At 48.3% G+C, this 21,200-nt stretch carries 19 protein-coding genes; 7 read left to right on the top strand and 12 right to left on the bottom strand.

From position 1 onward, the window contains the following. Positions 1–94: 94 nt before the first annotated feature. Positions 95–664, top strand: a complete 570-nt coding sequence (locus WH46_RS21955) for a DUF2569 family protein (RefSeq protein WP_046228357.1) — start codon at positions 95–97, stop codon at positions 662–664. Positions 665–902: 238 nt separating this feature from the next. Here the strand turns inward: WH46_RS21955 and WH46_RS21960 are convergent, their stop codons facing one another. The 5 genes from WH46_RS21960 to WH46_RS21980 form a co-directional block, all read right to left on the bottom strand. Next, complete coding sequence (locus WH46_RS21960) at positions 903–1,901, bottom strand: DUF4340 domain-containing protein (RefSeq protein WP_046228358.1); 999 nt, start codon at positions 1,899–1,901, stop codon at positions 903–905. Positions 1,902–1,914: 13 nt separating this feature from the next. Next, entirely contained in the window at positions 1,915–3,324 is a 1,410-nt protein-coding gene (locus WH46_RS21965) for a GldG family protein (RefSeq protein WP_046228359.1), read from the bottom strand. 5 nt (positions 3,325–3,329) lie between these two features. Next, positions 3,330–4,049, bottom strand: a complete 720-nt coding sequence (locus WH46_RS21970) for an ABC transporter permease (protein ID WP_046228360.1) — start codon at positions 4,047–4,049, stop codon at positions 3,330–3,332. Next, complete coding sequence (locus WH46_RS21975) at positions 4,046–5,176, bottom strand: ABC transporter ATP-binding protein (RefSeq protein WP_046228361.1); 1,131 nt, start codon at positions 5,174–5,176, stop codon at positions 4,046–4,048. Before WH46_RS21975 ends, WH46_RS21970 begins: the two co-directional genes overlap by 4 nt. A gap of 563 nt (positions 5,177–5,739) precedes the next feature. Further along, the gene (locus WH46_RS21980; RefSeq protein ID WP_082208493.1) at positions 5,740–6,777 is read right to left on the bottom strand and encodes a DMT family transporter; all 1,038 of its coding nucleotides are present in this window, start codon (positions 6,775–6,777) and stop codon (positions 5,740–5,742) included. Positions 6,778–6,890: 113 nt separating this feature from the next. On the opposite strand from WH46_RS21980, the gene WH46_RS21985 reads away from it, so the two are divergent. Beyond that, on the top strand, positions 6,891–7,781 hold the full coding sequence (locus WH46_RS21985; RefSeq protein WP_046228362.1) for a LysR family transcriptional regulator: 891 nt from the start codon (positions 6,891–6,893) through the stop codon (positions 7,779–7,781). A gap of 357 nt (positions 7,782–8,138) precedes the next feature. On the opposite strand, the gene clpB is transcribed toward WH46_RS21985, so the two are convergent. The 6 genes from clpB to WH46_RS22010 all read right to left on the bottom strand — a co-directional run bounded on the left by clpB (position 8,139) and on the right by WH46_RS22010 (position 14,778). Further along, the gene (gene clpB / locus WH46_RS21990) at positions 8,139–10,787 is read right to left on the bottom strand and encodes an ATP-dependent chaperone ClpB (RefSeq protein ID WP_046228363.1); all 2,649 of its coding nucleotides are present in this window, start codon (positions 10,785–10,787) and stop codon (positions 8,139–8,141) included. A 195-nt stretch (positions 10,788–10,982) separates the two neighbouring features. Beyond that, positions 10,983–11,963, bottom strand: a complete 981-nt coding sequence (locus WH46_RS21995) for a DnaJ C-terminal domain-containing protein (protein ID WP_046228364.1) — start codon at positions 11,961–11,963, stop codon at positions 10,983–10,985. 214 nt (positions 11,964–12,177) lie between these two features. Continuing rightward, the gene (locus WH46_RS22000) at positions 12,178–12,627 is read right to left on the bottom strand and encodes an Hsp20/alpha crystallin family protein (protein ID WP_046228365.1); all 450 of its coding nucleotides are present in this window, start codon (positions 12,625–12,627) and stop codon (positions 12,178–12,180) included. A 692-nt stretch (positions 12,628–13,319) separates the two neighbouring features. Beyond that, the gene (locus WH46_RS24535; protein WP_269430657.1) at positions 13,320–13,451 is read right to left on the bottom strand and encodes a hypothetical protein; all 132 of its coding nucleotides are present in this window, start codon (positions 13,449–13,451) and stop codon (positions 13,320–13,322) included. Positions 13,452–13,590: 139 nt separating this feature from the next. Continuing rightward, positions 13,591–14,547 carry an acetylxylan esterase gene (locus tag WH46_RS22005; protein ID WP_046228366.1) on the bottom strand — a complete coding sequence of 319 codons (957 nt, stop codon included), beginning with the start codon at positions 14,545–14,547 and terminating at the stop codon, positions 13,591–13,593. A gap of 15 nt (positions 14,548–14,562) precedes the next feature. Beyond that, entirely contained in the window at positions 14,563–14,778 is a 216-nt protein-coding gene (locus tag WH46_RS22010) for a hypothetical protein (protein ID WP_017814161.1), read from the bottom strand. Positions 14,779–15,099: 321 nt separating this feature from the next. On the opposite strand from WH46_RS22010, the gene WH46_RS22015 reads away from it, so the two are divergent. Beyond that, positions 15,100–16,323 carry a DUF418 domain-containing protein gene (locus tag WH46_RS22015; protein ID WP_156172331.1) on the top strand — a complete coding sequence of 408 codons (1,224 nt, stop codon included), beginning with the start codon at positions 15,100–15,102 and terminating at the stop codon, positions 16,321–16,323. A 126-nt stretch (positions 16,324–16,449) separates the two neighbouring features. Here WH46_RS22015 and WH46_RS22020 read toward each other — a convergent pair whose 3' ends face one another. After that, on the bottom strand, positions 16,450–16,893 hold the full coding sequence (locus WH46_RS22020) for a GNAT family N-acetyltransferase (RefSeq protein WP_046228368.1): 444 nt from the start codon (positions 16,891–16,893) through the stop codon (positions 16,450–16,452). A 461-nt stretch (positions 16,894–17,354) separates the two neighbouring features. Between WH46_RS22020 and WH46_RS22025 the strand changes: the two genes are divergently transcribed. The 4 genes from WH46_RS22025 to WH46_RS22040 all read left to right on the top strand — a co-directional run bounded on the left by WH46_RS22025 (position 17,355) and on the right by WH46_RS22040 (position 21,161). After that, positions 17,355–18,563, top strand: coding sequence for a cytochrome P450 (locus WH46_RS22025; RefSeq protein WP_046228369.1), 1,209 nt, complete (start codon positions 17,355–17,357; stop codon positions 18,561–18,563). A gap of 311 nt (positions 18,564–18,874) precedes the next feature. Then, a complete protein-coding gene (locus WH46_RS22030) occupies positions 18,875–19,819 on the top strand; it encodes a nuclear transport factor 2 family protein (RefSeq protein WP_052714335.1) in 945 nt (314 codons plus the stop codon). 254 nt (positions 19,820–20,073) lie between these two features. Continuing rightward, complete coding sequence (locus tag WH46_RS22035) at positions 20,074–20,553, top strand: DedA family protein (RefSeq protein WP_046228370.1); 480 nt, start codon at positions 20,074–20,076, stop codon at positions 20,551–20,553. Positions 20,554–20,600: 47 nt separating this feature from the next. Then, on the top strand, positions 20,601–21,161 hold the full coding sequence (locus tag WH46_RS22040) for a class I SAM-dependent methyltransferase (RefSeq protein ID WP_046228371.1): 561 nt from the start codon (positions 20,601–20,603) through the stop codon (positions 21,159–21,161). Positions 21,162–21,200 lie beyond the last annotated feature (39 nt).

Genomic DNA, 21,200 nt, shown 5'->3' on the forward strand with positions numbered 1-21,200 from the left:
AAATCAACTGTAAATGAAGTATTCACTGTGAATCCAGCATCTGCACGTCTACTCTTCACTTCACAAAAATAAGCAATGAGAAAGGAATCTGCACATGAGTAATTATCAACCTCCGGGTCCTTCACAGGAACCGGCACAACCGCCCGTACAACCACCTTATCCACCGATGGGAGGGCCTGCCGGCGGAATGAACGGCGGTTACTATGGCCCCCCGCCGCTGACCGGACTTGGCGGCTGGCTGGTACTTTTCCAGATTTGTATGTATTATTATTTGTTCGCTTCCATTGTTGCTTCAGCAGGCGGGTTTATTCTGCTGGCTATGGCTTATGCCAAAGCGGATGTATATGACCAATTGACCCAGACTATGCAGATCTCTGGCGAACTGTATCAGAGTTTGTTGACATTTACGGTGATCTACACATCTATCGCGGCTATCTATCTGATCGTGATCCTGATATGGTTCTACCGTAAAAAACGCATACTGCCCAAGCTGGTACTGGGATTCTGTGTGCTGGATGCGATTGCGATTCTGGCAACTTATTTTATGTCACCGTCCCAACTCAATACCAGTATAGTAAGTACGATTATTCATCTGCTGGTTCTGGCCGCCTGGGCAGTCTACTTCCTGCGTGCACGCAGAGTGAAAAATACATTTGTTCGCTAAGTGAATGACAGCATCTATGCTGGAGTAAGGAAGAGACTGACGATTAGATAGAATACGACTTCTTTTTCTCTGTTCTTCGCATAAATAACAAAAGCTCCGATGATTCTGTTTAAAACAGAGATCATCGGAGCTTTTGCATATTCCAAGCGATGTTCGTGCTCAATACTATTGACGCGTTCAGTAATGATTATATCCACTCATTTATCGATAACCCTATCAGGTCACTCACGCTAATCGGTTACTTGGTCTGATTCGATCCCTTGGCAGATTGTGCCGCTGTGGACAGTTGATCTGCCGAGATTCGGTATGCCCATTTATTCTGCGGATCAGTGATCCAGACATACTGCTTGTCACTCGGGTCCTGCCAGCCTTGATAGTGCTCGGTCGCTCCTTTGCCGTCTACGGTCAGGGAGACGCTGAGTGTCAGCACATTGCGATATGACTTTACCTGCGCTGCCGGTACAGGCAACTGGTCGGTCGGCGTATTTTTCACCGCGTCGGTGATACTGGTGCCCTGATCATCTGCGATCGACTTGCCATCCAGTGTCCAGGTATCCTGTGCCGGATCCGCTATGTTGGGCTTATGCTTAAGCGTCCAGTTTGTTTGCGGCTGAGTGCTGCTCCATTGCAGCTGTATCAGCTGGTTATCGTCCCATCCGATCGGCGTAGTATCGATAAAATGAAACGCATCTGCCTGCAGATCGGTTACCGCTTGCTGGGACAGCTGAATAATAGAGCCATCCTTTAACTGCGCATAATAATACCCTTTGGTCGGCAGCTCATCACCAATAGCGAGACTCAGCTTGTTGCCACTCCTGCTGTGCACCGTAAATACAGGCGTATTTTTATGAATACCGTATTTGGATGTATCTGACGGCTGCTCCTCGACCGTACCATGGATTGTTGCTGATTGGAGAGCTGTCAGCCAATCCTGAATCGTATAGGGATTGATCGGATAGGCTGCTGGTGAAGTCATGTTCCAGGTCTCTCCTTGTTTATCCAACTGTACCGTTTGCGGCTGAACAGAGGAAGCTGCCTTATTCGTCGCAGCAGCGCCACTGTCGGAAGAATTCGTTTGAATATCGATACGGTCAATCTCCGATATATTCATCGTTAACAATCGGGGATCTGCCGCCGGTGTATCTTCTTTTTGAAAAAAGTTCTGGGAATAAGCGTATCCTGCAGCAGCTGCCAGAATCAGCAGTAGAATAATGGAAGGCATCAATTTTCGGATCATTCTTTTCCCTCCTTTACCCTCTGCGGCGTCTCCACCAGAGGAATACACCAATAGCAACTAACAGTAGCGGCAGTACAATAACAGTCACCGTAAAGATGGTCCGTGCCTGTGACAGCGTCAGCTCCGCCGTCTTGTATTGTTCTTCGACTCTCGGACGGATCGTGACCTGACTATCGTTACCGACCAGATCATTTACACTGTTCAGCACAAAGTCCAGATTGCCCTGCTGACTGATCGACTGGTCCATCATAAAGGTAGAACCGCCAAGAATAATTGCTTTGGTCTCACCTTTGGTGCTGCTGACTGCATAACCCAGATCAAACGGGCCTGCCAGATCATTACTGCCGCGCTCGGTGCGCGATTCCAGCAGCCCGGACAGATCGGTCTCGCCATAACTGTTGGACGATGAGGTCAGCAGCGGCGTCACTGTCCAGCCTTCCTTGCCTTCCTGCTTGAGCGCAATCGACAGGGACATAATTGTGTATAGATCGCTGGCTGCCAGCTTGTTCGTAATCGCATGATTACCGTATTCCGGTACAATCGTCAGCGGATCATACAGGGATGTATCTTTCGGTTCAACCGCAACCGCATGGGTATCGGTGATGCCGTAGGTGCTCATGAGTGAATCCAGATTGGTCCAGCTGGTCTTGGCCTTTTCGTTAAAGCCCAGCGACAGGAACAGCTTGCCTCCGCCATCCAGATATTGACGAATGACCTTGGTCTCTGCGTCACTCAAATCCGTCTGCGGTGCGATAATCATGAGTACACTCGCATCCTTGGGTACAGCGCCTTGCTGCGCGAGTGACAGCTCGGAGATAGTGATATTCTCACTGCCCAGCTCACCGGCCAGTACGCTGATTGTACTTGTATTGAATTCATTATGCCCATTCAGCAGATAAGCTTTGTACGTTTGGGATGATGTTAGTGCCACCAGCCCGGAAGTAAGCTTCTGCTCACCGCTGAATTCGTACGAAGCACTTGCCGCTTCCTGTTCGGTCGATCCATCGGCATTGCCAAAGTTGAACATGCCCTCTACCGGTATCAGCTTGGTCTGTTCCCCATGCTTGAATACCACCGTACTGCCGGTCACTCCATACTGACGGGCCAGTTCGGGATTTTGCAGAAGTCCGTATTCTTTGACTTCCAGCTTGCTGTTTATTTTGTGATACTCATTAAGTAGATCGGTGACCTGGCGTGTATAGACCTGTGCATCACTCGGATCGATAAATACCATGGCCTCTACCGGGTCTTTGATATTTTGCAGCGTAGTAATCGTCTGATCGGACAGCGTATTCTGCCGATCCTTGGTCAGATCCAGCTGGAACGTGCCCAGCGAATTCAGGAACAACGTCAGGACGATAAAAATACCAATCGCCGCAACGGCAATAACAATAGCATTGGTGCGATATATCCAGTTTCTCATTTTCATTACCTCCACCGCTTCCGCTCAACAACCTGGATGCTGAGGATAAGGAATAAGGCTGCCAGAGTGATATAGTATAGAATATCCGGTCCATGCAGCACACCTTTGATCAGATTGGTGATGCGGCCGGACAGGGAGAATGGAGTCAGCCACTGCTGCAGACTGGAAGACGGGGAGTTCGCCAGAAATGAGTCCATTAACCACAATACCAGCAGCAGTACAAAACCGATCACTGCCGATACCATCTGGTGCTGGGACAGGCTGGAAGCAAATAACCCTACCGCCATCATCGCTGCGCCCATCAGAAATACACCCAGTACGGACAGCCACAACAGCGGCAGATTCATCGGGCCGAAAAAGGACATGACAAGTGGATAGATCAGGTTACACAGGACCAGTACAACCAATAATCCCAGCGAAGCCAGATACTTGCCCATGACTATCTCGGTCGCGGTGACCGGAGATGTCAGCAGCAGTTCATCGGTTCCCTGCCGCAGCTCTTCGGACATGAGCCGCATCGTCAGTAGCGGAATCACAACAAGCAGCATAAACAGCGTATCACCGAGAATCAACCGGTAATCCAGAATACTCGGCTGGTACACAACAAAGCTCACGTAAAACATAATACTCGACAGCAGTACATAGACTGCTATCGCAAAATAAGAGGTTGGACTCAAAAAGTATGACTGCAGCTCCTTGGAGCAGATCGCCCACATTCTTCTCACTTGGCGTCATCCCCCTTGTTGTGCGTGATAGCAGAGATTTCGCCGTCTGTAGTCTTGCTACGATCGGTTTTCGCTGGCTCCAACAGTACCGTTTCTACATCAGCATGGTCTTCTTTGGCAGGCTCCGTCCCGGATGAAATCACTGTAGGACCAGCATCTGTAGAACTTATAGATTCAGACGGATCATTATCAGTAGTCAGTTTGACGAACACATCCTCCAGACTGAGACGTTCCTTGCGCAGCTCCAGAATCGGAACACGTGCATCTGCCAGCAGCAGAGACAATCGCTCACGGAAGTCGGTATCATCCGCACCCTGCAGCCGCAGCTGAATCGATTGAACCTGCTGCTCTTCCTCAGTACTGCTCAGATATTCCGTGCTTACATTCTGCCAGTTATCCAGCAATCGGCGCAGCTTGTCCGGACGGGTCTTCACCTCCAGCAGTACCTGGAATTTCTCGTTCAGCGATTGATCCAGCTGATTGGCATTGCCATCCATTACGATCCGTCCGTCATTAATAATGAGCACCCGGTTGCACAGGGTACTCACCTCCGGCAAAATATGCGTGCTGAGCAGTACGGTATGCTGCTCGCCCAACTCACGAATCAGCTGCCGGATCTCCAGAATCTGGTTCGGGTCCAGCCCCGATGTCGGCTCATCAAGGATAAGCAGATCCGGCTGGTGAATAATCGCCTGGGCCAGTCCGAGACGCTGTTTGTATCCTTTGGACAGGGAGCGTATAATTTGCCGCTCTCTTCCCTGCAGACCGAGTCGGTCGATCATCTCACTAATACGAAGTTTTTGCTGTCTGGCTGGTACATCCCGCAGATCAGCGACAAAGCGCAAATAAGAGTTCACCGTCATATCCGGATAAAGGGGCGGTGTCTCCGGTAAATAACCAATTTTGGTTCTGGCTTTGCGGGACGGCTCGTGCATCGGCAGACCGTCAATCCAGATCTGGCCGGATGTAGGCTTCAAATAACCGGTAATCATCCGCATCGTCGTTGTTTTCCCGGCACCATTGGGTCCGAGAAACCCGACAATCTCCCCGCGCTGCATTTCAAAATCAATTCCGTCCACACTGCGCCGCTGATCAAAATACTTGCTGACTTGTTGGACCTGAAGCATGGTATCATTCCCTCCTGCGTGATCATACACAGAGCGATCCGCCGATCGCTCCATCATCGTGCTGCATATGCCTGTCTATGCAAAAATCCTTCTTACTATAAAGGATAAAGTATAAATTCAGCTTAAAAAAGCATAAATGACAGCTTAAAAAGCAGTAATCTATGAAAATGGAATTGTAGCATGAAGTGGCTAGAATCAAAAGATGAATACTGTAAGGATTGAACTTCAGAGCACTTCAGGAGGATAGACATTCACCATTCCAAAAAGGAATAAGGGCACGTCCTCCGGTGGAGCCCAGGAATCTACGAAGTGGGAGAAGATGTAGATTCCTGGGCTCCAATGTCGTCCTTTGCCCTTATTTCCTTTCTTGCATTCCGTGCTTGTGTTTACATTTCCAGTGCTTCTTAATAAAAAAGCTGATTCTGCAAATATGCAAAATCAGCTTTTTATTAGCTTTCTTGATTAGTATTTATGCTCTAACTACTGAATTCACAAACATTCACATAGCCATCCTATGCTATCTGTCGTATCTATAATTGATATAACTTATACTTTCCTCCAAATCAGGAACGGTTATTACAAGTCTGCTTAACCGGTACAACAATGGTTCGTTTGCGATTCACGAGGCCGATTCCGACCGCGATCATGACCAGTCCGATCAGCAGCGGCAGGGTTACCGATTCTCCCAAGAGAATTACGCTGAAAATATTCGCAATCACCGGAATCGCAAACGTATAAGAACCTACCGTACTCGCTTCACCACTGTCCATTAATTTAAAATAAACCAGCCAGCCGGCAGCAATCACAAATACGGAGATAAACAGCAGAATCCCAATAAACGAAGGCGTCCAGTGAATATCGCTCCAGCTTTCGGTTCCCGAACCGATCACACTGAGCACGATTCCGCCAATGAGCAGCTGTACAGTTACCGTCCAGAGCGAGTCCAGCTGGGCGCTTTTCTTTTTCATATAAATGGTACCGATCGCCCAGCAGAGTGCAGAGGCTACAGCCAGTCCTATCCCCAGCGGCGACAGATTGCCTTCCAGTCCTCCGGAGCTGATCACAGCCACACCGGCAAATCCGAACAACAGTCCGACCACTTTGAGCACAGACATGCTCTCTCCCAGCCACAGCCAGGCAAACAGACTCAGCAGCACCGGCTGCAGAAAGACAATCGTCGAGAACAATCCTGCCGGTAGATAACCAATGCCCACTGTCTGCAGTCCGTAGTAACCGATAATATTAAAAATCGCCAGTACGGTATACACCGGCCAGTTCTGCTTCCACTGGAGTTTCTCCCGGTGACGCATAGCGATAAATAGCAGAAGCACTCCTCCGATCAGCGTACGCAGTCCCGAGAACAATATGGGCGGTACTTCCGGCAGCGCCAGCTTGGTCAGCGGCCAGTTGATTCCCCATACCATTACCAGAAACAACAGCAGCAGCAATGTTTTGCGCGGCGCTGTACCTCCCGATTTACCTGTCTTATAGGCACCGACCAATATACTGCTGCCGGATACCATCATTTTGTGCAGTGGCTGCGCATGTCCTGAATCGGACGAGTGACTGCCTGTTCCACCACCTGATGAGTATTCATCCATCTCCGTTCTCCCCTATCCATATGTTAAAATTCATATATCTATATTTTTAGCTTATAACGTTTGGTATGATAAATAAAATGAATCTTTCGAATAAAGGAGATAACTTTATTGTTATGACGATTACACAGATTATGGTTTTTGTTCGTGTTGCCGAGACGCTTAACTTTACACAAGCCGCCCAGGAACTGCATATGACACAGCCCGCAGTCAGCCATGCGATTGCCAGTATTGAGAATGAACTGGATGTACAGCTACTGCTCCGGGATCGTAAAAAAGGAGTTCTGCTCACAGAAGTCGGCCAGCGGGTGCTGCTGGAGTTCCGCTCGATTCTGCAAAGTATGCAAAAAGTACAGCAGCAGGTCGCCGCCGAAAAAGGGCTGGATATCGGGACGATCACGATTGGCGCTTTTCCTTCGGCATCCGCCTATTTCCTGCCCCCGATTATTCATCAGATCCGTCAGAATTATCCCAATCTGGTCTTCGATTTGCAGGAAGGCTCCACCAATGAAGTGAGGGACTGGGTACACAGCCGCCAGATCGAAGCCGGACTGATTCTGCTGCCCGATCCGCTGGTCGATACGATTCCACTCTATTCCGACCAGATGATTGTACTGCTGCCGGATGGTCATCCACTGCATGCCCAGAAGCACATCTCGATTCGTCATCTGGATGGTCAGGATATGATCCTGTGCAAAGGTGGGCATGAAGTCGCTATCATGGAAGCTTTCCAGCGCGAGAAAAGCCAGCTGCACATCAATTTCACTACTCATAATATCAGCACGCTGGTCAATATGGTGCGTCAGGGACTTGGTATCGGCATCGTATCCGAGCTGGCCCTGTCCATGTTCCCTCATGAATTGACCATCCGGGAGGTATCTCCACAGATTACGCGCCAGATTGGTATTGCAGTGCCCTCAGTAAATAATGCGTCGCTGGCAGTGCAGCTATTTATAAGGACAGCCAAAGAGCTGTTTGCTGCGGAGACTGCAGTTGATAAGGACTGATCCAGGAACTGCGGCTGATAAGGTATGATCCCAAAATGACCGTCATGAAGATTCACATTTGATTCTGCAGTTCATGCAGTCTTATAAAATGGATGGAATATTCAACTACTGTTACTGAAATATAAAAGGACCGCTCAAATGAGCAGTCCTTTTGTGTGTTGTATATATATATTACATTAGTTGATATAATAAAAATTTAAGATCTATTTTACAATATTGCTGGATACACCCGTTCTCGATCCCACGATTATCCGCATCTACTCAACTTCCATTTATCTAACGCCAGAAATTCCTAACTACTATGCGATTTTGTTGGTCAGGATAAGCAGCTTGCTTCCTTTGACTTTGCTCATATGTTTAAAAGGTTGCCAGCGGCTCCTCAGGAGCAGTCGCTGGTATTGGCGCGCTGATCACTACAGTCAGTTCGCCATGATCCACATCCACCTGTACCACGCAGCCCGGAGCTGCTTCGCCGGCAATCAGTGCACGGGCAACTCGTGTCTCCAGGGCACGCTGGATAAACCGTTTCAGCGGACGGGCGCCATAAGCCGGATCGTACCCTTCATCTGCAATCAGCTGTGCAGCGGCATCCGTAAGTTCCAGTCCAATCTGCCGATCCGCCAGTCGGGTACGCAGATGATCGGCTAATTTGAACACGATCTGACGAATCTCTGTACGCGTGAGCGGTTTGAAAATAACGATATCATCCACCCGGTTCAGGAATTCCGGACGGAAGTGCAGATTCAGTTCGCGCATTACGGTCGAGCGAACATTTTCACTGATCTGTCCTTCCTGCTCCATCCCATTCAGCAGATGGATCGACCCGATATTCGATGTCATAATGACAATCGTATTTTTAAAATCGACCATCCGGCCCTGCGAATCGGTCAGGCGACCATCGTCCAGCAGCTGGAGCAGCAGATTGAATACATCCGGGTGAGCCTTCTCCACTTCATCCAACAAAATCACCGAATAGGGCTGACGACGTACTGCTTCGGTCAGCTGACCGCCCTCCTCATAGCCTACATATCCCGGAGGAGCACCCACCAGGCGAGAGACACTGTGTTTCTCCATATATTCGGACATATCAATACGGATCATATTCTCTTCCCGGTCAAACAGGGATGAAGCGATCGCTTTGGCCAGCTCGGTCTTGCCGACACCGGTAGGGCCGAGGAACAGGAAAGAACCAATCGGGCGATTGGGGTCCTTGATCCCCGCCCGTGAACGAATCACCGCATCTGCGACCAGCTGCACCGCTTCATCCTGACCGACAACGCGCTCATGCAGTACTTCTTCCAGACGAAGCAGCTTTTCCCGTTCGCCTTCGACCAGACGACTGACCGGCACACCGGTCCAGCGGGAGACAATATCGGCAATCTCTTCATCAGTCACCGCTTCGCGCAGCAGGCGGCCTTCCTGATCCTGATGAGCAGCCTCTTCGGCGGCTTTCAGTTCACGTTCCAATCCGGGGATAATACCGTAGCTCAGTTCGGCAGACTTATTGAGATCATATTCTTCCTGGGCTTGTTCCAAATCGAGACGTGCCTGTTCCAGCCGCTTTTTGAGAATATTTACATTCTCGATCAATTCTTTTTCCTGTTCCCAGCGGGTTCTCATCTCCAGCTGTTTTTCCTTGAGATCGGCCAGTTCGCGCTGCAGAATAGCCAGACGATGCTGGCTCAGTTCGTCGGTCTCTCTTTTGAGCGCAGCTTCTTCGATCTCCATCTTCATGATCCGGCGTGTGACTTCGTCCAGCTCTCCCGGCATAGAATCAATCTCGGTCCGGATCATCGCACAGGCTTCGTCAATCAGATCAATCGCCTTGTCCGGCAAAAAGCGGTCCGATATATACCGATCGGACAGCACTCCCGCAGCTACAATGGCACTGTCGTGAATCCTCACGCCATGATGCACTTCGAACCGTTCCTTGAGTCCGCGCAGAATCGCAATCGTATCTTCCACATTCGGCTCGCTCACCAGTACCTGCTGGAAACGTCGCTCCAATGCAGGGTCTTTCTCGATATAGTTGCGATATTCATCCAGCGTAGTTGCTCCGATACAGTGCAGCTCTCCCCGTGCCAGCATCGGCTTGAGCATATTGCCTGCATCCATCGACCCTTCTGTTTTGCCGGCACCGACGATGGTATGCAGCTCATCGATGAACAGAATAATTTGACCATTACTTTGCCGGACCTCATGCAGTACAGCCTGCAGCCGTTCCTCGAATTCACCTCGATATTTGGCACCGGCGACCAGAGCGCTCATATCGAGGGAGAAAATCATCTTGTCTTTGAGTCCTTCCGGTACATCCTTGCGCACGATCCGGTGAGCCAGCCCTTCGACGATGGCTGTTTTGCCGACACCCGGTTCACCAATAAGCACCGGGTTGTTTTTCGTTTTACGGGACAAAATACGAATCACCCGCCGAATCTCGTCATCCCGCCCGATCACCGGATCGACTTTGCCGGAACGCACTTCGGCGACCAGATCACGGCCATATTTCTCCAATACCTCATAAGTCGCTTCCGGGTCCTGGCTGGTCACCCGCTGATGACCGCGAATCTCGGACAATACCACCAGCACCGCTTCCCGATTTAGCCCATGACGGTGCAGCAGATCACGCACTTCCCGATTACCGGGATCATTAACGGAAATAAGTGCGAGTACCGCGTGCTCGACAGCGACGAATTCATCCTTCATCTCCGCCGCTTCCTGTTCGGCCTGATTTAGCACCTGCAGCAGTCCTGCCGAGGCATACCGGCTGACAGCAGCCACCCCACTGACACTGGATCTGCGGCGCAGCAGTTCATCATTTTGCTGGCTGATTACAGTCGCTGGCAGATTCATTTTGTGCAGCAGTCGTGGCAGCAGACCTTCCTGCTGCTCCAGCAGCGCTTTGAGCAGATGAGCAGGTACAATCTCCTGATGCCCCATGGATGTTGCAAGTGCCTGGGCAGTAGCGACGGCTTCCTGTAATTTATGTGTTAATCGGTTGTAATCCAACGCGGTTCCCTCCTGATTATCTCAATTTGGCTGTTCTCAATCGCCAATATCCATCCAGATAAATATAGTGCATATTTTTGTTGAGCATAGGAATACAGAGCACTCGCTATGCCAAACGACGGCACAATGTCAAATTCAAGCAGAGCCGGACATGGACTGTACCGACCCTCCTGCTGTATTTGACTGTTAGCGAATCTATGATTTGCGCCGTCTCATCTGCGCCTGATAGCGGCTCGACGAAGCCAACTGGCGGTATAACTCCCGTTCCTGCTCGCTGATACCGGATGGCACCACAATCTCTACATCTAGCAGCACATCGCCATAGCTGCCGTCATCACGCTGTAGACCACGGCCCAGAATGCGTAGAATCCGCCCGGACTGAATACCCGATGGCACCTTGACCCGGACTCTGGACTGGTCGGGCAGCAGTACATGGGCATCCGTACCGAGCACCACTTCCCATGGAGCAACTTCCAGTACGCCTTGCAAATTACTGCCATCAAGAGCATATATCGAATGAGGGAGAATACGCAGGGTAATCAGCAGTTCCTCATCGGCATCGATACCATTACTGCCAGTACCGCGAATACGGATCGTGCTGCCCTGCGGAATACGCTCCGGAATCTTGATCTGTACGCGCTTGTCTCCGAGCCGGATCGGTACATGGTCGCCGCGATAAGCCTGTTCCAGTGTGATATCCAGCTTGGCACGGGTCGTTCGCAGCGGAATTCCGCCTGTCCGGCTGTCGTTGCTAAAGCTGGCATTACCCGCCGTATTGGAGAAGAAATCATAATCCTTCATCCGGTCACCGAAAAACATGTCAAAAAAGTCTTCATCCAATCCGCTGCCTGTACGATATTCGTAACTGGTACTGCCGGAGGTTTGGCTGTCTTCCGTTCGGGAAGTATTACCGGACTTAGGTCCAGCATTTCCTGTATTGGATTGATACGCCTGACGCGCCGATTCGTATTTGAGCTGATCATCGTATTTCTGCCGCCGACTCTCATCTCCGAGTACTTCATACGCTTCTGCAATTTCCTTGAATCTGGCTTCTGCCTCGGGGGCTTTGTTGACATCCGGGTGCCACTTTTTGGCGAGCCGCTGGTACGACTTGCGGATATCCTGCCTGGAGGCGCCGGGTTCCACTTCCAGTTTCTGATAATAATCCCGGGGCATCTATTCTCCCTCCTTTCCATATATATGAATATAGAAAAGGTGCATTATAGCGGTCAGGAACTACAATGCACCTTTATGATCTACAAAGGTTGTGAATTATCTATTTTTTGTACGTGGATTGATTAACATATCATTGTTATTCTACCTATTTTTAATCCAATTTACCAGTAGGTTAAACACTGCATATTCCTTTTGTCTATGCAATCCTCAGTGATTACTCTCCCGACTGGATCTCGATCCGGCGGCCTTCCGGGCGCTGGCGTTTGGGGATATCCAGCTTCAGCAGACCATCCTTGAGCGAAGCCTGAATATGATCAGCATCAATATCTTCCACATAAAAGCGTCTTACGTATTCGCCATGACGGCGCTCTTTGCGTACGACCTGACCTTTGCTTTCATCCTCGGCGCTGGTTTCTGCATGATGCACCGCTTTGATAGTCAGATAAGGAGCCGCATAGTCGATATCAATATTTTCCTTGGTGAATCCAGGCAGTTCAGCCTCCACCAGATAGGCATGATCCGTCTCGCGAATATCGGTTTTGAACGACAGGGTCGACGACTTTAATGGTGCAAAAAATTCATCATTAAACACATCATTGAAGGATTTCATCAGCTGACCCCAGGACTCTTCACGACGTTTACCAAAAGGAACCAAATCAAACATAAAGCATCCTCCTCCGTGAGTATTGATTTAAATATACAGTTGGTGAAACATAGCTATGAAGATGAATCATGACGATCAGTGAAAGGTGATGTAACGCGCTTCGTTTGACCTTCACTGACCTTACGACTTTATTATAGCCTCTGCTAAGGCGAGGTTCAAAAGGGTTTAGCGTTTATTTCAGGCTGTTATTGCTGATAAATGCGGATTAGATGTAATTAGTTACGTTTTTCTGATCTTTTGACCTTTTTTGACCTTATTTTGGTATTGGGGTGGATGAAGAGGGTGGCGTGGGAATTGTGCGGGATAAAGGTTGACCACTCCGCAAAGAAATAAGGGCACGTCCTCGGGTAGATCCCAGGAATCTACGAAGTGGGATAGAATGTAGATTCCCGGGCTCCAAAGTCGTCCTTTGCCCTTATTTTCTTTGCTGCGTTCTGTGCTTGTTGCTTCATTTACCCATACATATGGCTAAGCAGTTCATTTTTCGCACGATATAGCATCTGTACGTTCGATATATTATTTGTGTGTAGAATACATCTTTTTTTATGTTTGATATATCTTTTTTGCATGTGATACATCAACTCCACGTGTGATGCATCATTTTAAATAAAGCAGTGTAACAAGGGACTTTGGACTTTATCTGAGCTCCCTGCACAGAGCGGAGCAAAGAGAATTCTGCCAACGACCGACATTTAAGCATGGAGATCGACCGCTGCAAGCGGTTGTTCGGGATCTCCATTCTTAACCGGAGAGAGTGGCAGAATCTCTTTGCGCAGCGGAGCAGCTTCACTCCTCTCCCGCTTCTTCCTGTGCTCCCTCTGCAATAAGCACCACCAATCACTCCACGGCAAAAAAGCAGCAGCATGCGATCACACCGCATACTGCTGCTGCCAAATCGATATATCCTATTGTCGCGTATAACAACTTTCTGTTGATATACAGCAATTTTCACTACAGCAACTGTCAGCCGAAATGCTGCTGAATGAATTCCATTGTACGACGGTTATGATGCGGACTGACATAATGACCGTCGAACGGGTAGACTGCTATATCCTTTTCCGAGCGAATCCGGTTGTAGGCAGCGAAGATGGTCTCCGGCAGACAGACCGCATCCTTTAGTCCACAGGAGACAAGCACCGGAATCTTGATCCGGTCCGCCAGATTGATCATGTCAAAGTAGCTCAGCGTCTCCAGCACCTGATTAAAATGCTGCGGATAACGGCTGACGAACTGGGCAGCTTCCTTGAGCGAACTCTCCGAATTCAGGATGCCAAAATCCATGTGGCACATATTCGGAATATTCGCTACCGCTATCGCCGGAATCTCGCTCAGCGCCGAAGTGATTAACACCAGTCCGCCGCCCTGACTGCCACCATACGTAGCAATCCGGCTTGCATCTACACCCGGCTGGGCGGCCGCCCATTCGATGGCTTGGAGAGCATCCACCGTGATCGCACGATAGTAAAATGTATTCTTGTCCAGAATACCCTGCGACATCCAGCCAGAGCTCATGCCGAACTCGGATGGCATGCGGCTGCCGGTCTCCCCGCCTTGTCCCCGTACATCGATCGCGAATACGGCGTATCCCATGGATACCCACTGGGCATAATCTTCAGGGTAGCCTTTGCTACCGGCATAACCGTGGAAAATAACGATACAAGGCAAAGCTGTATCTCCTGCATCTGCCGGACGAACATACCAGCCCGACAGCGGAGTATCATCGAATCCTTCGTAGGTTACCCGATAAGAACGCACAGCTTTCATCGGGGTTGGGCATTCTTCCATCGAAGCGGAAAGTGGTTTATTGTGGAACTGCTGCAGCGTCTGCTCCCAGAACTCATCCAGATCTACAGGCGAAGTCAGCATTGGCGCATACTGCTCCAATTCGCGGACTCTTCTGGCGATAGCGTGACTAATCATAGGACATAGACTCCTTTATTTATTAAGATTAACAATCCAGCCGGTGATCATACGGAAGCAAAAGCTGAAAATGGCTGCCGGAATGATTAACGTGATCAGCGTAATAATAATACTCAGTGCACTCACCGAACCAGGATGGTTTCGGAATTCCAGAATCACCAGCAGGATAGCCATAATAACGTACCAGGCAATAAAATCAGACTTTCTAAAATTGGATTTGATCCAGTTCATTGTCATACCCTCTTCACATGTAATAAGCCTGCATCATTCCGGCAGGCCCAATACGTAAATGCTATCAATAAAAGCGCTTGATTACAACCTATTCCGCGAGATATACGTCTTTCTTTTGACAGATAAAACTCGTGAAAAAATCCATAATATGCAACATATGGTAGATCACTGCGTATATGTACCTTAAGCCTGTTCCGCATCCCTATATCTTCTAAAAAAATCGTGCTGCATCGGTGTAATTGTAAATGGAACAGACCCAGCAAAAGACAGGCGCTAAAAACCGCCGATCCATCTCATCCTAGCTTAAAAAGGAGGGCTATAGTGTACATAACCAATCGAAGATTGAAAATGATCGACGCCATGCGCGGATTTTCCCTACTCGGTATTATCCTCGCCAATATGCTGATTTTTCAGTATGGTTCCTGGGGAGCGATTGATCTAAAAGAATCCGGCTTCTCCACAGCGGATCAAATTGTGAACAAACTGCTGGAGGTGCTGGTTGTCGGCAGTTTTATGCCGATATTTGCTTTTCTGTTCGGCTTTGGCATTATCAAGATGAAAGACAGTCTGGAAAGCAGGCAGCTTTCTCCGTATCCTTATTTGAGTCGACGCTTTTTGCTGCTCATGCTGATCGGCATGCTGCATGGATTTTTTATCTGGGAAGGCGATATTTTAACGTATTATGGATTATATGGATTTGTACTGCTGCTGTATATCCGCTGTCGTCCACGCACACTGCTGATATGGACGATCACCGGATTCAGCCTGATGCTGCTGTTTGGTGTACTGTCTCTCTGGATATCCACTCCCGAGACTGCGCTTACCGAGATGGAGCGCAGCTATCATCTGGAGACGCTGCATGTATACAGTATGGGCAGCTATGCGGATATTCTCGTACAGCGTAATATGACGACGCCTTTTCTGGATTTCCCGCTGGCTTTTATCTTGATCTTTGTGCTGGTTGGCATGACCTCGCTATTGTATATTCCTTTATTCTGGCTGGGTATGTACATGGCGCAAAAAGGCATATTTAATGATCCACAGAGCAAATCCAGATTATATCGTAATGGCATGCTGATCTTCCTGCCTGTTGGTCTGATCAGTAAATCCATGATGGTCATCATGCCGGTACTGGATTGGGAGACGTTTTCACTCCTGTTTGGCGGACCGATCCTGTCGATCGGATACATTTTTGCTTTTGCCTGGCTGTACCTCAAATGGCAATCAGCCAAGTGGATGAATGGATTCATCGCAATCGGCAAGCTGTCACTCACCAACTATCTACTGCAAAGCATCATTTGTACGACTATTTATTATGGTTATGGATTGGGTCTGTTCGGACAGCTCGGCATTGCATGGGGAGCGTTGGTAGCTGTACTCATTTATGCCCTGCAGTTCGTTCTCAGTCCGCTGTATTTGCGCAAATACAATTACGGACCGGTGGAGAAGCTGCTGCGAATGTGGACGAATTGGTCCCGGAGCGGCAAGCTGCCTACGCAGTCTCCGGTAAGTGATCAGGCACAACCGGCTGTACGACATCTGTAACCTGGATCTATGATACAACCATAACCAACTAGATAATTGCTCACCAAAAAGGAAGCCCGCCTATGGAGCTTCCTTTTTGACTATATCCATCTATTAAGAGTCATCTTCTCCAACGTTGAAAAGGAATTAGAGAATTCGTTTTACAAATCCGGTAGACGTCGCTTCATATCCCAGATGACGATAAAAGTCATGCGCTCCGGTTCGCTCTTCACGGTTGCCGCTATTCAGTGCAAGAGCCCGTGCCCCTACGCTACCTGCCCAGCCTTCCGCTGCCAGAATCAATGCTTTGCCGATCCCGCCGCCGCGCTGCTGTTCACGCACGACCAATGAACCGATCCGTACATGCACTCCATCACGTTCAAAACGCAGTTCCCGGATCAATCCGATCATGCCAATCACCTCACCATCGGCTTCCGCCACATAGCACTGATAATCAGGATGCTCCTGCAAAGCGAGAAACCTTGTATTCATATCTTCCTCGGATACCGGATATCCCAATTCATCCATCAACACCGCCAGTGCCGCTATATCCTCCTGATGCGCTTCCCGAATTACCAATGTCTGTTCCATCATTTTCCTCCTTATTGTTCATTCCTTCCAGCTGTGCCGGTTCCCATGTCAATCTGATATGTATGCTGTCCTGCTATTGAGTATATCCTACTGTTAATCACAGTATAGCCAACTCTGCTGCTGCATCCTATCTACACAAAATGATGATTTTGTCAGATTATCAGACAGGGTTCTCATGGAAGCAACAGACGGACAAGTATCTGCTTTCTTTCCCCATTTCACAAGCAGGCTAATCAGCAGGTTTAATCATGCCGTTCTCCTTCGGCCATTAACCATGCTACCAGGTTTGTTGCTGTCCTGCTCTCTTCTATGAAAATAAGGAAATTCGGTTATATCCGCTGCCAAAAAGGGGAAACAAAAATAGAAGAAAAATTACAAAATTTGTATGTGATTATAGGGTGTTATATAATGGGGACAGTATTCTTTATGTAAATAATTATATATTTACCAAGGAGGAACTTATGAAAAAGATCAGCAATAAATATGCCAACTACATTCCTATGCGTGAATTAAATACGACGGAACAACAATTATTCCCTTTTGATGTGTATAACGATCTGCTGGAGCAGTCTCCTGTCCGTTACGACGAGAATCGCAGTTGCTGGGATGTATTCCGGTATGAAGATGTGCAGTATGTACTGAAAAATCCCAAGCTGTTCTCCTCCCGGCGCAATCGCGCCAACCGTGAGAGTATGCTGACCCAGGACCCGCCCAAGCACAAGCAGCTGCGCGATCTGGTCAATCAGGCATTTACCCCGCGCAAGATCGAAGAGCTGGCACCGCATATCCAGAATATCGCAGACGATCTGCTGACGCCTCATCTGCAGGTGGGACAGATGCAGATGGTGCATGATCTGGCTACCCCACTGCCGGTGATCGTTATTGCCGAGCTGCTGGGTGTGCCTTCCTCCGACCGAGATCGGTTCAAGGAATGGTCCGATATTCTCGTCAAAGGTGCACGCGATGACAGTGATGAAGCTTTTCAGGAATTGATGGAGGAGAAAGATCGTACCAATGCCGAGCTGGGCCAATACTTTGCCCGCATTATCGAGCAGCGTCGCCAGAGTGCACAGGATGATCTCATCTCTCTATTGATCGCAGCCGATATTGAAGGCCAACATCTGACCGAGGATGAGATTATCAGCTTCTGTATCCTGCTGCTGGCAGCCGGTAACGAAACGACTACCAATCTGATCACTAATGCAGTACGTATTCTCGCAGAGCAGCCGGAGCTGCAGCAGCGGCTACGTGAACATCCGGAGATGATACCGACTGCTGTCGAAGAAACACTGCGCTATTATCCACCTATCGTTGCGATTGGACGCGTCGCCAAAGAAGATATCGAGCTGCGTGGTCAGCATATCCGCGAAGGCGAGCAGGTGATTTCCTGGGTAGGCGCAGCCAATCGGGATGAACAGAAGTTTGCAGATGCAGATACATTTATCCCGGATCGCAAGCCGAATCAGCATATGGGCTTTGGGTTTGGTATCCACTTCTGTCTCGGTGCTCCACTGGCACGGCTCGAAGGTCGGGTCGTTCTGAATACACTGCTGCGTCATATGGACCGAATTGCGCTGGCAGAAGGCGCACAGCTGGAGCCAATCCAGAGTGCCTTTGTATTCGGAGTCAAAGAGTACCCGATCACTTTTCAGCCTATTCAGCCGGATTGATCTTCTATTGTTGATTGATCAGGTGTAGATACATTCAAGATTGCTGCTAAGTAGCAAGTAGCAACCTATTATAAAAGACATTTGTATTCCGCAGGCAACTTTCTTTTCTATATAAGAAAGTTGCCTTTTTCATTTTTGTATAAAAAATACAAGATGCAATCAAGATGCAATTAATATGTAACTATATATATAAAAACAAACCTTACCTAGCTTCTTTTGTGAGCGTTAGTTGAAACATGTGCAGTTACAGGTTAAAATCTATTTCATCAGCAGGCTGTACAGCTTGCTTATAACCAAAGGAGTGATGACTAATGAACAAGAAAAGTACACGCTGGATTGGTGCAGCCGTCGCCGCTGCCATCACCGTTACCACAGCCGGACTGCCTGCCACTGCCAATGCTGCTTCCTCCGTTTGTCCGCCTGTGCCTGTATCCCAGACGGGAACGAGTGCCAAAGCTTTCGTATCGCAGCAGACCAAAAACAAACAATTGGTAATGAATATGTACCAAGACGTATTTAATCAGCACAAGCTGAATAAAATCAGCTCTTATATCGCCAAAGACTATATTCAGCATAATCCACTGGCTGGAGACGAACGACAGGCTTTTGCCGACTATTTCGGTGCCTATATCAAACAGAATCCCCATCTGAAAGCAGATGTGAAGCGTATTATTGCCCAGGGTGATCTGGTATTGGTTCACAATCATGTAACAACGAGTAAACAAGATAAAGGAATAGCGGTTGTAGATATTTTCCGGATCAAAAATAACAAAATTGTCGAGCATTGGGATGCAGGACAGACTGTACCGGAAAAATCCGCCAATGATAATACCATGTTCCCTCTTCCCGGTACTCCTGTACAGTTACAACCAGTTTCTTCCCAACAAGTTGCAGCTAACAAGAAGCTGGTAACTACGTTCTATAACCAGTTCTTTAATAAACATGACGGAACCGCTCTGCAAAAATATGTCGCGGAAGATTATATCCAGCATAACCCTACCGTACCTACCGGCCGCAAACCGCTGGAAGCTTTTATTCCCATGCTGCAAAGCAATCCGGACAGCCGCAACAAAATCATCCGTGTCATTGCAGAAGGTGATATTGTCGCCCTGCATGTTCATGCCCAGAGCAGCAAAACGGACCGCGGAAGTGCCGTTGTGGATATTTTCCGTGTAGCGAATGGCAAGATTGTCGAGCACTGGGATGTCGTACAACCAGTACCGGAGAAATCCGTTAATACCAATACGATGTTCTAATCGCCAAAGATATTCAATAACAAATAAATCCCTGGACTCTCTTCTAACATATGGGAACTCTCAGGCCCTATTGAGAACGATGAAGCGCTGGCTGCTGCTGGCGCTTTTTTGCTGTTCATTTTGCTGATCGTCCTATTTATTGTCTTTCCTTTAATTCTTAAGGGCGTCTTCAGAATTTCTTTCGTTTTATCCTCAGTAGGTCCTTATATTTGTTCCTTATAGTTACTGTAACAGAACAACAAAGGAGCTTTCACATGATCAACAGTCTGCTCGTCCACTACATCGAGAGTTATGGTTACCCTGTTTTTTTCCTGGCTTTTTCTTTGGGCCCTTTTGGTATTCCGATTCCTAATGAAGTAACACTTCTGACCGGCGCCATTTTGAGCAGTACAGGTGCGCTGAATCCCTATTTAACCTACAGCATTATTCTGGCTGGTCTATGGACCGCAGTCACACTGGGTTACTGGGGTGGCAGATTATTCGGACAGCAAATAGGTGAACGGTTTCGCCATAATCGTCATTTTCAAAAAGCCGAAGCCATCTTTAACCGTTTTGGTGAAAAAGCTATTTGTCTTGCTTTTTTCCTTCCGGTTATCCGCTATCTTATCCCTCTATTCGCCGGGATCAGCAGTACCACATTCCGCCGATTTGCTCTTTTGTCATACAGTAGTGCCTTGTTTTGGACAGCAGCCTTTTTTATAGTTGGTCATTTTTTGGGAGGGCTCACTTTTTAGTATCTGTATAGATCCCATTCAGGAAGAGATAACAGGAGGAAAAATCATTGCGTATTAAAGAAAGTCTACTTTTTCTACATCGTTTTTTTGGACATCCCAAACGGGTCGGCAGCGTTGCGCCCAGTTCACGGTTTCTAGCTGCCCGAATGATGGAGCCGATTCCCTGGGAACAGGTACAGGCCGTCGCTGAACTGGGTTCGGGTACAGGTGCGATTACCCGCGCTATTCAGGCGAATGCCGACAGTTCTACACGGATATTATTGTTTGAGATGGATAAAAGAATGCGCGAATATCTGAAAATCCAATATCCGTCATTTACCTGCCATACCAATGCACGCCATCTCACGATCAAGATGAAGCAGGATCATATCGATCAACTTGATGTGGTTGTTAGCGGGTTGCCCTTTTTTAACTTTACTCCGGATAATCGGGAATTCCTGATCAATCAAGTACTTGAGGCGCTTAAACCAGGTGGTCTGTTTATCACTTATCAATATTCCCTTCAGATGAAAAGGATTTTGGCCGACAAATTTATTATCGAAGAAATCAAATATGTACCTTTGAATATTCCGCCTGCCTTTGTATATGTATGCCGCAAGAAAGAGTAAAGCAGAAGGATAGAATTTTTATTATTTAAGAAAGAAAAG

Source organism: Paenibacillus dauci, assembly GCF_000971985.1.
GTDB classification, from domain to species: domain Bacteria; phylum Bacillota; class Bacilli; order Paenibacillales; family Paenibacillaceae; genus Saccharibacillus; species Saccharibacillus dauci.